This window comes from Cohnella sp. GCM10012308, from assembly GCF_042649185.1.
Lineage (GTDB): Bacteria > Bacillota > Bacilli > Paenibacillales > Paenibacillaceae > Cohnella.
In genome coordinates this window covers 56,493-71,048 of record NZ_JBHRYU010000035.1, presented here as the reverse complement: position 1 = coordinate 71,048, position 14,556 = coordinate 56,493, and the positions used below count along the sequence as shown (strand labels likewise).

The window sequence follows — 14,556 nt, the reverse complement described above, 5'->3', positions numbered from 1 at the left end:
TCAAGGTTGATTTTAGCCAAACCAATAAGAAAAGCAAGATAAATATCCAGAAAATAGTTTTTATAACGCTTACAATGCAGGATTGACAATTCGTTTTACTGGAAATATGATGATATCGAAAAAAAGTTTTAGACTTATTTAAAACATTTTAAAAAAAGGAAGGTGATCTCAGTCAAGCTTGGCGCATTCTCGGGAGCGGAGTTGAGAGAGACGATCCTGTGCATTGAGCCTCACACTAAAGGAGGAATAAGATAATGATCGAGTCCGGGTTAAAGCCACGCAGAAAGGCGCTCTACTACTCGGCGATCCTGGCGGCGGCGGCAGCAGTGTGGCTGGCTCCCCCCAAGGACGCATCGGCCTATACGCTAAGCAGCGGCAGCTTCAACGTCACGACCGGAACCAACGGCGAGATCAGCAGTCTGACGATTGCCGGCGATTCGTTCGCCACGAACTATGTGATGAACGGCACTAACGCTCCCAACCAGAATACATCGGATCATCAATGGCTGGGCGAGCTGATGTTCACCTACCGGCTCGGCAGCGGCACCTGGACCAAGGCCTGGACGAGCAAATCGGCGGATGCGCGGACGCAAAGCCAGTCCGGCAGCACCGTCAACGTGTCCTACCAGAACTCCGCCAATGCCGAAGGCATCCGCAACTTCAAGGTAGACCAGTCCTACTCCCTCGCGAGCGACTATCTGCGCTGGCAGATCACGGTCACGAACACCAGCACGCAGACGCTGGAGATCGGCGACTTCGGACTGCCGCTCCCGTTCAATGAATTCTGGTCGGGCGGCAACAACGAAGAGATCTACGAGACCCGCGTCGTCACGCACTCGTTCGTCGGCAACAACAACTCCTACATCACCGCGCAGCGTCCGAGCGGCATCGGACCGTCGCTCCTGATGATCCCCGATGCGACGACCGGCGCCGGATTCGAATACATGGACAACTGGCGAATCGAGGAGCATCCAGGCAGCAAGTGGGCTGCCGATCAGGGCGGTTGGCCCGAGGGCTTGACCGTTTTCTACATCCACTCCAATGTCATCAAGAGCACGAACCGCGGCTACCTGCCCAATACGAGCCTCACGCTCGCGCCGGGCGCCAGCAAGACTTACGCCTTTAAGTTTTTCAAAGCGAACGGCGAGCAAGGCGTCAAAGACCGGCTGTACAACGAAGGGCTCATCGACGTCAACGTCGTGCCCGGCATGATCGTGCCGACCAACCAGACGGCGAAGTTCGACCTCCATACGTCCAAGACGATCGCCTCCGTGACTTCGGACGCCCCTTCGCAGACGACGATAACCTCGCTCGGAACCACCGGCACCGACCACAAGCTCTATTCGCTCTCGATGAGCAAGCTCGGACCGAACAATGTCACCGTGACCTACGGCAGCGGCGAGAAGACGGTCCTGCAGTTTTACGCGATCGAACCGATCGACCTCGCCCTGCAGCGCCACGCGACCTTCATGGTGAACAATCAGCAGTGGAACGCCCCCGGCACGATCAAGGACAAGGTTTACGACGACTGGATGATGCAGACCAAGGCCAAGCGCAACAACTTCGCGGGCTACTGGGGCTGGGGCGACGACTGGGGCCTGACCCACGGGCAATTCCTCGCCGAGAAAAACGTGCAGACGCCGGTCGCCTCGGAGGTCACTTCTCTCGATCAATACTTGGAAACGGCGGTCTGGACCAATCTGATGAACGGCCACCACACCGACTATCTCGTGCCGGACTTCCTGATGGCCTCGCCCAATACGACGCCCACTTATCGCGGCTACGCCTACCCTCACATTTACAACACTTACTTCAGCATGTATAAGATCGCCAAGCTGTATCCCGGACTGGTCACCTATATCCAGTCGCGGACGACCTATCTGCTTAGGGCTTACAATATCATGAAGGCACTATATGACGGTCCTGTCGCTTACAACTGGAACACCGGCTTGATGGGCGAGCTGACGACGCCCGAGATCATCAAGGCGCTGCAGGACGAAGGCTACACGACGCAGGCGAACGACATCATCGCCAAGATGGCGACCAAGTACAACAACTTCAGCGGCGCCGCCTATCCGTACGGCTCCGAGTACAACTACGACAATACGGGAGAGGAAGCCGTCTATACCCTGGCCAAGATGAACAACAACAGCACGATCAAGAGCAAGATCAATACGAAAACGCGGGCCACGCGCGGTCAGATGCCGCTGTGGTATCTCTACTCGGTACCGGTCACGATCACCGGGGAGCCCTGGTGGAACTTCCAGTACACCGTCTCGCTGGCAGGCTACGCGATGGACGATTGGGTGCGCACAGGCTCGGCGAGCCCCGAGGTCGAAGAACGGCTGACCTACGCAGCCAAGATCGCCAACGTGAGCGCGATCAACTCCGGCCAGATCAGCTCCGACGCCGCCAATATCGGCGCCGTATCGTGGACCTATCAGATGACCAAGGGCAACGCAGGCGCGCTCGGCCTGGACGGCGGCCCGCTGTTCAACGGCTGGCGCGGCATGTCCGGCGAAGCCGATCTCGGCCTGTTCGGCGCGATCAAGATCCTGAGCGCGGACATCGCCGTCGACCCCATCTTCGGCTTGTACGGCTACGGCGCCGACGTCGCGCTTACCGGCGGCAATTACGTCATCACGCCGAAGGACGGCGTCGGCCAGCGGTTGAACCTGATCACCGAGAAGCTCGGCATGGTGCTTGAGCAAGACAAATATACGGCAGCGACCGTCGCTCAAGCTAAAAATTACGTGAACTTCACGCTTCAAAACGTCACGAGCGGCACGGCGCACACGACAAAAGTCGCCTTTACGGGATTGGCCGCCGGCTCGTACAACGTACTCGTGAACAATGCCGTCGTCGGCAGCGTCACGGCCGTGAACGGACAGACGACCGCCGTCTCGCTCAGCATCGGCACGGCTGCGACCTACGACGTCAAACTGCAAGCCGGCACGCCGCCGGTTCTGCCCGAGATCATCGCCTCCTACAACATGAACCAAACGTCCGGCACGACGGCGACCGACGGTTCGGGCAATAGCAATCATGCAACGCTGTCCGGCGGCACCTCGTGGGTAGCCGGCAAAGCCGGCAACGGACTCGCGCTGAACGGCACGAACGCCTACGCCAGCCTTCCTGCAGGCATTGTAAGCTCGCTCAACGACTTCACGGTCTCGACCTGGGTCAAGGTGACCGCCAACAGCGATTGGGCCCGCATCTTCGACTTCGGAACCGGGACGAACAACTATATGTTCCTCGCCCCGCAGTCCGGCGGCACGGGCGGATTGCGGTTCGCGATCACGACCTCGGGCAACGGCAGCGAGCAAACGATGACAGCCTCGACGCCGCTTGCGACTGGCACCTGGAAGCATGTCGCCGTCACGCTGTCCGGCACGACGGCCAGGCTGTACGTGGACGGCGTCCAGGTAGCGACGAATACGTCCATGACGCTGAAGCCCTCAAGCCTCGGCAGCACGAATCTGAACTACGTCGGCAAGTCCCAATACGCCGATCCTTATCTGAACGGCGCGATCGACGACTTCCGCATTTACTCGCGGGCGCTGTCGGCGACTGAGATCTCGGCATTGTTCTCCGGCGGCGCGTCCCTGGTCGCGCAACCGGCGAACGCCTCGGAGTCCGCCACGGCAGACGGCGGCGCCGATAGCTAACGGCGAAGCGGCGCTCCCCCTTTGACCGCGCAAGCATAAACGAATAGTCTTGGAAGCACGACTTCTTCGGAAGGAGCCGCCCCACAAGTCATGAAAATGACCGAGGGGCGGCTCCTTTGCTTGTCCGGCTGCGGATCTGCCAAACCCGCGCTATGGAGGCACGCGGTCGGGTCCGCTTTCTTCCCAGGCATGCGTCGGCATATAATAGAAGAAATGCATCGGCGACTATCGGAGCGAAGGAGCGATCCCCCGTGGCCTATCAACCCTTTTCATGGACATTGTCCGACGGAACCGTCATGGCGGCCGGCGAATGGACAGTCGGCGGCGAAAACGAACACGCCTCCCCGGCCGCGCCATCGGCCGTCGTGCTGATCGTGCACGGCATGGGCGAGCATATGGGGCGCTACGAGCATGTCGCGTCCATGCTGAACGAAGCCGGATACGCTGCTCTCGGCTTCGACCAGCGCGGACACGGCCGGACGACCGGCAAGCGCGGCCATACGCCCAGCTACGAGGGGCTGCTCGAAGGCGTTGACCTTTTGTTCGAGGAAGCGGCGCGCCGCTATCCGGGCGTGCCCGTTATTTTGTACGGGCACAGCATGGGCAGCAATGTCGCGCTGAACTACCTGCTGCGGCGCAAGCCGAACGTCGCCGGCGCGGTGATCAGCAGCCCTTGGTTCAGGCTGGCGTTCGCGCCGCCGCAGGCGCAGGTCGCCATCGGCCGGCTGGTCGAGCGGTTCTATCCGGGCTTCACGAACACGCGGCCCATGAAAGTCGACCATCTGACGACCGATCCCGAGATGGCCGAGCGTTATCGCAACGATCCGCTCGGCCATGGGCACATCACGGTTCGTTTCTTTTTCGGCGTGCAGCGCGCGGGGCTGTGGGCGATCCAGCACGCCGACCGGTTAAGCGCGCCGGTCCTGCTCATGCACGGGGACGACGACCGGGTCACCTCGGTCGCGGCCAGCAGGCAGTTCGCGGAGCGGGCCGGCCCCCTCTGCGACTACAGGGAATGGCACGGCTACATGCACGAGCTGCACAACGAGCTGGGACGCGAGCCCGTGCTGACGGCGATTCGGGAGTGGATCGCGGAGCGGTTAACGGACGAGACACGAAAAAAGCGCTAAAACTTTTGCGACGAGGAGGGGCTTCCAGTGGCCAAAACGTTATTCATATCCGATCATCACTTCGGGCATCGCAATATTATCGACTTCGAATCCAGGCCCTTCGCGGACGCCGAGGAGATGACGGAAGTCATGATCGAGCGGTGGAATGCCGTCGTCGGCAAGGATGACGCGGTCTTTCACTTGGGGGATTTTTCGTTTTTGAATATGGAGCGGACGCGGGGGATCGTAACCCGGCTGAACGGCCGCAAGACGCTGATCCTGGGCAACCACGACCGGGGCCGTTCGAGGAATTGGTGGCTGGAGGCCGGATTCGAGCAGGTAAGCGAATATCCGATCATCTACAAGGACTTCTTCTTCCTCTCCCACGAGCCCATGTACATGAACAAGCATATGCCTTACGTCAACGTTCACGGGCATATCCACGGCCAGAAGTACGAGGGTAAAAATTACTTCAACGTCTGCGTCGAGCATTGGGATTATACGCCGCTCACGTTCGAGCAGATCCGTGACGCGGCGGTCGCAAGCGAGGAGCAGGACTAGCGGGCCCCTGCGGCTCATGCCTTGCAACGGCTCAAGCCTCTTACTTGAACCAGCCCTTCTCCCTGAAGCGCTTGATGGCCTCGATCCGGTTGCTTACGTCTAGCTTGTCGAGAATGACGGAGATATAGTTGCGTACGGTTCCGTTCGACAGGAACAGCTCGCTCGCAATTTCCTTCGTATTTTTACCGTCCGCCATCAAGCCGATGACTTCCTTTTCCCGCTCCGTGAGCGGGTTTTCTTCGTTGTACGCCTCGTCTACCAGCTCGGCGGCGTAGATCCGGCGGCCGGACATGATCGTCCGCAGCGAATCGGCCAGCTCGTCGCTCGGGCTGTCCTTGAGCAGGTAGCCGTGCACGCCCGCCTTCACCGCGCGCTCGAAGTAACCCGCCCGGGCGAAGGTCGTCAGAATGACGACCTTGCATCCGGAACCCCTAACCTCTTCGGCAGCGTCCAATCCGCTCTTGAGCGGCATCTCGATGTCCATGACGCACAGATCCGGCTGATAGAGCTTGACGAGCCGCAGCGCTTCCACGCCGTTCTCCGCCTTGCCGACCACCTCCATGTCCTCCTCGAGGTCGAGCACGGACGCCAGCGCGCCGAGCAGCAGCCGCTGGTCTTCGGCGATGACGATTCGAATCATGGCTGCGCCTCCCCTTTCGCCTGAATCAAGATGTTCGGCACCTTGATTACGATCTCCGTACCTTCCCGCGACGCGATCTCCAGAGACCCGTTCACGAATTCAAGCCTTTCCTTCATTCCCCGAAGCCCGTTTCCTCTATGAAAGGATGCTCCGTTGCCCAGGCCTACGCCATTATCCCGCACCCGAATGCGCAGCTCGGCCGCTGTCTGCTCAATCTCGATGGCGCAGGCGGTAGCCCCGCTGTGCTTGACGATGTTTGTCACGGCTTCCTTGAGACACATGCACGCCACGTTCTCGTTGAGCAGCGAGGTGTTCGCCAGCTTCGGATCTCCACTCAGCGTGAACTCGATGTCCGCAGCCACGAGAATCTGCCGCAGGCGATAGATCTCGTCCTCGACATGCGTGCCGCGCATCTGCGTCACCAGTTCCCGCAGCTCCTTAAGCACATTGCGGGCCGTGTGCCGGACGTCGTCGATCTCAGCTTCCGCCCGGTCAGGGTTTTTGCGGATCAATTTGGCGACCAGATCGCTCTTGAGCCCGATCAGGGCGAGCTTCTGTCCGAGCGTGTCATGCAGGTCCCTCGCGATGCGCTGGCGCTCCTCAAGCTTCACGAGCTCGGAGATCCGCTTGTTCGCATCGTTGAGCTCCCCCTGCAGAAGCTCGCTTTTGTTGCGGTTATAGGTCGTGACCGGCAGCAACGTCACCGCGATGAGGCAGACGAACACAAAGGGCGCCTGCTCGATCAGCACCGAGTTGGCGTGCATGTAGCCGACGTAGACCGACAGCAGCGTCATCGCCAGATGGACCGTGTACAACGTGATGAAGCCGGCCTTCCGCTGCATATTGCCGATAAAGAAGGCGGTAAAAATGGAAAAATAGACGTATCCGAACATCATCGTCATCGCGATCGAAAACAAAATTTGCACGGAGGTCCAAAAATAAACGAGCCAGCCCTTCGAACTGAACGATAACAAATAACAAACAAAAAACGCGACGATCATAAAAATGCCGATCAGCGCGTGGTACATCGTCGAGGAGCGAAACACGAAATAAAAAGGGAGGATGTAAAAGACGACCCATATATACGGGCTTAGCCCCGTGCTCCGCTGGAAAATGTGATACCACTTTTGCACGGACTCCGTACCCCCCTCGTTTCTCGTCGTCCTCTCATTGTAGCCTAATCCGGCCGGATGGAAAAATTATTTGCCCGCGGCTCTGGCCGGCTTCTTTAATACGACGCCGGAAGCATGCAAGCCGAGCTCAGGCCGCTTGTTCTTGCGATAGCCGACGAATGTCTTGTTCTCCTCATCCCACAGGCGGAACCGCAACGATTCCAGGCTCGTCGAGAGCGTCAGCGTAGCGGCGCGCTGAAGCGGCGGCGTAGCAAGATGCGCCTTTTCGAGATTGTAGTTGGGAACCTTGGGGTTCAGGTGATGCACGTGATGAAACCCGATGCTGCCCGTGATCCATTGCAGGACGCGGGGAAGCTTGTAATACGAGCTGCCTTCGACGGCAGCTTGCACGTAGCTCCAGTCCGGATCGTTTTCAAAGTACGAATCCTCGAACTGATGCTGCACGTAGAAGAGCCAGATACCGAGCAGCCCCGAAACGAAGAAGATCGGCCCCTGCACGAGGATGAACGCTTCCCAGCCGATCGCCCAGATCATTCCCGCATAAAGCGAAACGATAAGCACGTTGGTCAGATAGGTGTTCAAGCGTTCCTTGCGCCGCGCGCCTTTCACATTAAAGCGATATTGCAGCATGAAGACGAAGATCGGGCCGAGCCCGAACATGACGACAGGATTGCGGTAAAAACGGTAGGCCATGCGCTTCCACAAGGGAGCCGCCGCATATTCGTCCACGGTGAGGATCCAGATATCGCCGTCTCCTCTTTTATCGAGGTTGCCGCTTGTGGCGTGATGCTTCGCATGGCTGTTTTTCCACTGCCGGTAAGGCACCAGCGTCAGCACGCCCAGCAGCGTGCCCAGGACGTCGTTCGCCCGCTTGCTCTTAAAAAACGAGCCGTGGCAGCAGTCGTGGAACAAGATAAAGGTCCGTATGACAAATCCCGATGCGACGATCAGGATCGGAAGGGCGAGCCAATAAGAGACGGAGAGACTGGCATAACCGGCGTACCATAGCAGAAGCAGCGGTCCTAGCGTGTTGATCAGCTGCCGGATACTGGACTTCGCGTCCGTTTTCTCAAAAGGAAGCATGCTTTTTTTGAGTTCGGCGATCTCGCTTGCGTGTTTCATATGCACGATTCCCCCTCGATGAACGTCCGACGGATAGAAGTGCCGCGACGTTATATTCATTGTAAACGCAGAGGGGGAGGCGCCATAAGTCACAAGCGTCATGACGCGACGTGACAAATGTCATATCGACGGTGCTGCGGCACCCGAAAATTGACAGATGCACTTTCCAGTGCTATTGTTGATAGGAGAACAATTTTCCAAAATATTTTATAATACCATTCTGCTAGTTGAAAATCAACCACTTTCACTGTCCCCCTTCCCCCAATCTCATATTTCGTTTATGTCGAGAAATGAAGGCCATCTTTATTTCTTTTTTTATTGCTTCTTTTTGGAATTAATTATTAAATCAGGAGGTAATTGTTTGCAAAATAATACGAACAAAAACATGAACGTAGCTTTTCTGGGAACTTATCTTCCGCGGGAATGCGGTTTGGCGACCTTCACCCATGACCTCATACAGGAAATCGGAACCATAGGCGATTTTAATCCGCCGCGCGTTATTGCGGTCAACAACGATTCCACCTATGCGTACGGCAAAAACGTAATGATGAGCTTCGAGCAAGAGAACAAAAGCGAATATGCCCGAGTCGCGCACGAGCTCAATCGTTCGGATGTCGATCTTCTCGTCATCCAGCATGAATTCGGCATCTATGGCGGCGAGTGCGGAGAATACGTTCTGGAGCTGGCGAAGCGGTTGACGATCCCCTTTATCGTCATTTTCCATACCGTGCTGACCTCTCCGAGCCCCGCCCAACTCCGCATCGTCTCGCTGCTGGGCGAATGGAGCGATCGCTCGGTCACGATGGCGCAGAGCACGGTGGCCGATCTTCGCCATGTATACGGCATTCCTGCCGACAAGATCCGTATGCATCATCACGGCGTACCTCGCTTGTCCGTCGAATCGCGGGACACCCTAAAAAGCAGGTACGGCTATGCCGGAAGGCAGATCGTGTCCACGTTCGGCTTCCTGAGCCCGGGCAAAGGGATCGAATATGCCATCGAGGCGATGAGCGGCGTCGTATCCCGCCATCCGGACGCGCTGTACGTCGTATGGGGCAAGACGCATCCGGTCGTCAAGCAACAGGTCGGCGAGGTATACCGCCGGCAGCTCGCCGAGCAAGTCGACCGGCTCGGGTTGAACGGACATGTCCGCTTCGTCGACAAGCTGCTGACGCAAGAGGAAGTCGTCCATTCGCTGGTGCTGTCGGATATTTATATGACGCCCTATTTGGGCCGCGAACAAGCGGTCAGCGGCACGCTCGCTTATGGCGTCGGTTACGGACGGGTCATCGTATCGACCCCGTATCGCTATGCGACGGAGATGCTGGGGGACGGTCGGGGGCTGCTCGCTGACTTCCGCGACGCCAAATCGCTGGAGACGCAGCTACTGGACGTACTGGACCATCCGGACAAAAAGCTGCAAATGGAGCGGAAAACGGCAGAGCTGGGGCGGCAGATGATGTGGGACCAGATCGCCAAGGAATATGCCGCGCTTGTCCGCGATGTCGTCGGCTCGTCCTATCCCGTCCAAGGGAGCGTGGTCTAATGAAGCTATCCCCAATCAAGCCGCTTCAGGCAGACTACTTGCGCAGCCTGACGGACGATACAGGCATTTTCCAGCATACGAAGTTCGGCGTGCCCGACCGCGGCCATGGCTACACCTCGGACGACAACGGGCGTGCGCTCATCGCAGCCGTTTTGCTGCACCGCAACCATCCGGGCGAAGACTGGCTCCGCCTGGCAGGCACCTACCTATCCTTTATCCACCATGCGCAAAACGAGGACGGCAGCTTTCGCAACTTCATGAACTACAACCGCAGCTTCGCCGAGCCGGTCGGGTCGGAGGACTGCCTCGGGCGCTGCATATGGGCGCTCGGCTTCGCGCTTTCCGAGCCGACCGTACCGGACAATTTGCAAAATACGTGCAGATTCATGATCGATCGGGCACTTCCGCGCATTGCCGAACTGCGCTCCCCTCGGGCAATCGCCTACGCGCTTGTCGGACTTGCCTATATGCTCGAGACCAAGGACTCTCTCCATTATGCCTTCCCATATCCCTATACCGACAAGAGCAAGGAAGCCGAGTCCTTCCTGCCGCACCGGGAGATTCGCGAGTTGATCGAACGAATGGCAGATCGCCTGCTGGCGCAATTCGAGCAATATGCAACAACGGACTGGCAATGGTTCGAGGACAGCGTCACCTACGGCAACGCAATGCTGCCATGGGCGCTGCTCAAGGCGGCGCGACTTAGCGGCAGGGCCGATCTACGGTATACGGCGAAGGCAAGCCTTGCTTTCCTGACGTCGCATACCTTTTCGAAGGAAGGCTACTTTAAGCCTGTCGGCAGCCATGGCTGGCTCGTTCGCGGCGAGACGGCGGCTCCTTACGACGAGCAGCCGATCGAGGCCTGCGAGACGCTGCTTGCTCTGTACGAAGCCTACGACATGCTCGGCACCCCCTCCTACTTGGAACACGCCCATCTTTGCTTGGACTGGTTCCATGGACGGAATTCAGCCGGGCTGCCCCTGATCGATCCGCAGACAGGCGGCTGCTACGACGGCATTCTCGCCAGCGGACTGAATCTCAATCAAGGCTCGGAAAATATCGTCTCCTATTGCATCGCGCATTCGGTGATTCATCATGCATAGGTTCGCGACGATCCTGGCCGGCGGCGGCGGAACCCGCTTCTGGCCCCTCTCCCGTCAGGAGATGCCCAAACAGCTGATCAACCTGAGCGGCAACGACATTATGCTGAACGACACGATTGACCGTTTCAAGCACGTCATGCCGTTGGAGAATACGATTATCGTGACGAACTCGTCGCAAGCGGTCCAGTTGGAGAGCATCATGCATTTAAGCGTGCCTGCCGGCAACGTGCTCGTCGAACCCGTCGCGCGCAATACGGCAGCCAGCATCCTATTCGCGGCCATGCATATCGACCGGCAATTCGGCGATTCCCTGATGGTCGTCTCCCCTTCCGATCACCATATTACGGACGTGGACGAATTCAAGAAGACGCTAACCGAAGCGTGCTCGGTCGCCGAAGAGACGGACAAGATGATTACGATCGGGATCAAGCCGACCTTCCCGTCTACAGGCTACGGGTATATCTCCCATGCTTCGGATACGTTTCAAACCGAGCCCTGCCGCGTGTACGAAGTATCTGAATTCGTCGAGAAGCCCAGCTTCGCGGTTGCCCAAGGCTACTTAAACTCAGGCAATTATCTGTGGAACAGCGGCATATTTGTCTGGAAAACGTCGGTCATCATCGATAATTTCAAGCGCTACCTGCCCCGATTGCACAACGCGATGCTACCCTTCGCAGCATGCGAGGACCCGGAGCGGCGCATGGACTTGATCCAAGCGGTCTACCCCACCCTTCAGAGCACCTCGATCGACTACGGCATACTGGAGCGCAGCGTCGACGTGGTCGTCATCCCGGGCAACTTCGGCTGGAACGATATCGGCAGCTGGGACGCGCTCGGCGCCATCATCCCGCCGGACGAATACGGCAACATCGTCAAGGCGGAGCATCTGGGCATCCAGACGCGCGATTCCATCGTTTACGGGGACGAGCGGCTGATCGCCACCATCGGCATCGAAGGCCTCATCATCGCCGACACCAAGGACGCGCTGCTGATCTGTGCCAAGGACCGCGCCCAGGACGTGAAGGACATCGTCGTGCTGCTTAAAAACAAAGGCATGACGGCGTATGTATAAAGCTTGAGATTAACCGGCAGTCAGCTGCGCAAACAGGACGAAGCCCGAATTTCCGCTTCGTCCTGTTTTTTCGTTGCGACCCGCTCACGCTTCGATGCGACAACGACATCCCTACCGCCGACGCGGAACCCGGCCGCGTACTTCAGAACCTGCCCCTCAAGCCGTCCCCCAGACGACGCCGCGCGCCCGCAGCCATTTGCGATAGGCGATGCTCAGCCGGTCGGCCTTCAGATGCAGCTCCGCTTGCAGGTCCAGGGGCAGCAGCTCCGGGCGCTGGCTCTCCAGCACGGCCTGGTCCTGCTGCAGGATGAAGGTCTGGAAGTCGGCGAACTGCTCGTCCGGCAGCTCGAACGCATAGTTGCGCGCCAGCGCGACGAAGACGACGGATTCCGTCTGCGCGATCGGACTGACCGCGAACAGAATGGAAAAGACGTGGCCGGTCAGCGGATCCGTCTTGCTGAGGCGGGCGGCCGTCGGACCCAGCACCTCGTAGACGTACCGCGCAATGCCCGACTTGCCGGTACTGTCCGGGTCCGGCTGATAGATGTCGATCTCGGAGGAGCGGATGCCGGTCTCGGAGATATCGACGCGGTAATCCGCGATCTCCGGATAAGCCGAATCGCCCAGATGCCCTTCGTGGAGAAAGGCCAGGTGGCCGACGTCGAGGAAATTCTCTATGACGCGAGGCGCCGAGGCTTGAAGCGGGTAGGGGCCGCAGTAAACGGTCTTATATGCCGGATCGTCCCATTCGGGAAAAGACGGCAGATTCGCCGATTGCATATCTGTTCCGAGTCGCACCCAGACGATCTTCTTTTCTTCCCTGCATTCGTACACGATCGCGCGTGCCTGCTTGGTAATCGCTTGCTCCTGCGGCTGCTGCGGAATGAGCACGCAGCTCCCCGTCCCATCGTAGCGCCAGCCGTGGTACGGACAGACGAGCGCGTCGTCCTTCACGCATCCCAGTGAGAGGGCGGCGCCGCGATGGACGCACAGATCCTTCCAGGCGTGGATGCCCGAGGCGGTGCGGAACAAGACGAGCCGCTCCCCCATCAGCACCCGAGAGACCGGCTTCTCGCCGATCTCGTGCGCGTAGGCGACGGGATGCCACTGCCGCATTAGCACTTTGTCATGCTCCGCCATCTCGTTCGCCTCCCGTTCAGCTTTCGATTTTGCCCTGGATGCCCTGCACGAACCAATTCATCGCCAGAAGCTCCTCGTCGGTCAAAGCTTTGCCTTGCGCGGCGCGCTCCGTGCCGGACTGATCCTTGATCGGGCCCGCGAAGACGTCGAACGTTCCCGCAAGTATCTCCCGCTTCTTCGCCTCCACTGCGTCCTTCACGTCCTGCGGCACGTTTTTACCCAGCGGCGCGATATCGGTCACGCCTTCCTTCATGCCGCCATAGTAAGCCCCTGCCTGCCAGGTCCCTTCCTGGATCGCGCGGACGGTCTCCACGAAGTACGGAGTCCAATTCCACACGAAGTTGGTCAAATACGTGTCCGGCGCGTACTTGCTCATGTCGGAATCCTTGCCGCTGCCCCATACGCCGCGCTCGGCGGATGCCTGCAGAATCGTCGGCGCGTCATGGTAAGCGGCCAGGACGTCGACGCCCGTATCCAGCAGCGAGTCCGCCGCCTGCTTCTCGGTCGTCGGATCGAACCACGTGTTGCTCCACACGACGGAAACTTCGGCGTTCGGGTTCACGCTCTGCGCACCGAGCGCGAACGCATTGATTGCGGAGATCACCTCGGGGATCGGGAACGTCCCGACGTAGCCCAGCTTGCCGTTCTTCGACACCATGCCCGCCGCCATGCCGACGAGGTAGTTGCTCTGATATTCGCGCCCGGCGTAGACGCCCAGGTTAGGCAGCGTCTTGTAGCCCGTCGCGTGCAGGAACTTGACGTCCGGATGCTTCTCCGCCGCCGCATTCATCGCATCCATATAGCCGAAGGTCGTACCGAAGATGACGTCATACTGCTGTGCCAGATCCTCGAACACCCGGCCGGCATCCGATTCCGCGACGTTGTCCATCGCCATCGTCTCTACGCCGAGCTCTTTTTCCAGCGCCAATCTGCCTCTGTCCATCTCGTAGTTCCAGCCGGTCTCCCCGATCGGCGTCGCGTAGACGAATGCGACTTTTAATTTCTTCCCGCCCGCCGTCTCGGACGGCGAGCCGGCCGCGGCAGCCGTGCCTCCTGCTGAAGACGAAGACGCACCTGCGGCTGTACTGGTGTTTTCTTTGCCGCCGCAGGCAGCCAGAACGGAAATGACGGAAATGACGAGTACAATTAATGTTAGAGCTTTCTTCATGCGAACGCCTCCCCATTATCTAAAACCGATGTCACATTTTCTCCGAATCCATGGTTGAAACCCAAGAAGACACCCCGGCCCTCCTTGCGATTCGATAATATTTTCTCTTTATTATTGCTATTAGAAAGAATAAAATCATTATAAGAGCACTCCAGAATTCCCGTCAATCCACACGAGTTATGTTTATGTTATATAAATTAACATATCCAAGTCATGTTTAAGCGACGACTTTTACGATTCGCAAGAAGCGCAGCGCAAAATTGTAGGCTTCAATGTCAAAACGGCAGAGCCCGC

At 58.4% G+C, this 14,556-nt stretch carries 11 protein-coding genes; 6 read left to right on the top strand and 5 right to left on the bottom strand.

The window, feature by feature from the left end; translation table 11 throughout:
- Positions 1 to 254 precede the first annotated feature (254 nt).
- From ACFOTD_RS28345 to ACFOTD_RS28335, 3 genes are all read left to right on the top strand, one after another.
- Complete coding sequence (locus tag ACFOTD_RS28345) at positions 255 to 3,668, top strand: DUF5695 domain-containing protein (protein ID WP_378123318.1); 3,414 nt, start codon at positions 255 to 257, stop codon at positions 3,666 to 3,668.
- Between the two features lie 251 nt (positions 3,669 to 3,919).
- Positions 3,920 to 4,798, top strand: coding sequence for an alpha/beta hydrolase (locus tag ACFOTD_RS28340; RefSeq protein ID WP_378123317.1), 879 nt, complete (start codon positions 3,920 to 3,922; stop codon positions 4,796 to 4,798).
- A 27-nt stretch (positions 4,799 to 4,825) separates the two neighbouring features.
- Entirely contained in the window at positions 4,826 to 5,338 is a 513-nt protein-coding gene (locus ACFOTD_RS28335) for a phosphoesterase (RefSeq protein ID WP_378123316.1), read from the top strand.
- Between the two features lie 40 nt (positions 5,339 to 5,378).
- Here the strand turns inward: ACFOTD_RS28335 and ACFOTD_RS28330 are convergent, their stop codons facing one another.
- The 3 genes from ACFOTD_RS28330 to desA form a co-directional block, all read right to left on the bottom strand.
- A complete protein-coding gene (locus ACFOTD_RS28330; RefSeq protein WP_378123315.1) occupies positions 5,379 to 5,978 on the bottom strand; it encodes a response regulator in 600 nt (199 codons plus the stop codon).
- Complete coding sequence (locus ACFOTD_RS28325) at positions 5,975 to 7,111, bottom strand: sensor histidine kinase (protein ID WP_378123314.1); 1,137 nt, start codon at positions 7,109 to 7,111, stop codon at positions 5,975 to 5,977. Before ACFOTD_RS28325 ends, ACFOTD_RS28330 begins: the two co-directional genes overlap by 4 nt.
- 66 nt (positions 7,112 to 7,177) lie before the next feature.
- Positions 7,178 to 8,233 carry a Delta(5) desaturase DesA gene (gene desA, locus ACFOTD_RS28320; RefSeq protein WP_378123313.1) on the bottom strand — a complete coding sequence of 352 codons (1,056 nt, stop codon included), beginning with the start codon at positions 8,231 to 8,233 and terminating at the stop codon, positions 7,178 to 7,180.
- A 361-nt stretch (positions 8,234 to 8,594) separates the two neighbouring features.
- On the opposite strand from desA, the gene ACFOTD_RS28315 reads away from it, so the two are divergent.
- From ACFOTD_RS28315 to ACFOTD_RS28305, 3 genes are read left to right on the top strand one after another with little or no spacing between them, the layout of a single operon-like run.
- Positions 8,595 to 9,779 carry a glycosyltransferase family 4 protein gene (locus ACFOTD_RS28315; protein WP_378123312.1) on the top strand — a complete coding sequence of 395 codons (1,185 nt, stop codon included), beginning with the start codon at positions 8,595 to 8,597 and terminating at the stop codon, positions 9,777 to 9,779.
- Positions 9,779 to 10,882, top strand: a complete 1,104-nt coding sequence (locus ACFOTD_RS28310) for a glycosyltransferase (protein WP_378123311.1) — start codon at positions 9,779 to 9,781, stop codon at positions 10,880 to 10,882. Before ACFOTD_RS28315 ends, ACFOTD_RS28310 begins: the two co-directional genes overlap by 1 nt.
- Positions 10,875 to 11,954, top strand: a complete 1,080-nt coding sequence (locus ACFOTD_RS28305) for a mannose-1-phosphate guanylyltransferase (protein WP_378123310.1) — start codon at positions 10,875 to 10,877, stop codon at positions 11,952 to 11,954. Before ACFOTD_RS28310 ends, ACFOTD_RS28305 begins: the two co-directional genes overlap by 8 nt.
- A 156-nt stretch (positions 11,955 to 12,110) precedes the next feature.
- Here ACFOTD_RS28305 and ACFOTD_RS28300 read toward each other — a convergent pair whose 3' ends face one another.
- Entirely contained in the window at positions 12,111 to 13,094 is a 984-nt protein-coding gene (locus ACFOTD_RS28300; RefSeq protein WP_378123309.1) for an aromatic ring-hydroxylating dioxygenase subunit alpha, read from the bottom strand.
- Between the two features lie 16 nt (positions 13,095 to 13,110).
- Complete coding sequence (locus tag ACFOTD_RS28295) at positions 13,111 to 14,262, bottom strand: BMP family ABC transporter substrate-binding protein (RefSeq protein WP_378123308.1); 1,152 nt, start codon at positions 14,260 to 14,262, stop codon at positions 13,111 to 13,113.
- Between the last annotated feature and the right edge of the window lie 294 nt (positions 14,263 to 14,556).

What these genes read in the sequence shown, in the direction of transcription:
- ACFOTD_RS28300 (WP_378123309.1), bottom strand. Translation starts at nt 13,094, where the DNA reads ATGGCGGAGCATGACAAAGTGCTAATGCGGCAGTGGCATCCCGTCGCC.
- ACFOTD_RS28330 (WP_378123315.1), bottom strand. Translation starts at nt 5,978, where the DNA reads ATGATTCGAATCGTCATCGCCGAAGACCAGCGGCTGCTGCTCGGCGCG.
- desA (WP_378123313.1), bottom strand. Translation starts at nt 8,233, where the DNA reads ATGAAACACGCAAGCGAGATCGCCGAACTCAAAAAAAGCATGCTTCCT.
- ACFOTD_RS28295 (WP_378123308.1), bottom strand. Translation starts at nt 14,262, where the DNA reads ATGAAGAAAGCTCTAACATTAATTGTACTCGTCATTTCCGTCATTTCC.
- ACFOTD_RS28310 (WP_378123311.1), top strand. Translation starts at nt 9,779, where the DNA reads ATGAAGCTATCCCCAATCAAGCCGCTTCAGGCAGACTACTTGCGCAGC.
- ACFOTD_RS28305 (WP_378123310.1), top strand. Translation starts at nt 10,875, where the DNA reads ATGCATAGGTTCGCGACGATCCTGGCCGGCGGCGGCGGAACCCGCTTC.
- ACFOTD_RS28345 (WP_378123318.1), top strand. Translation starts at nt 255, where the DNA reads ATGATCGAGTCCGGGTTAAAGCCACGCAGAAAGGCGCTCTACTACTCG.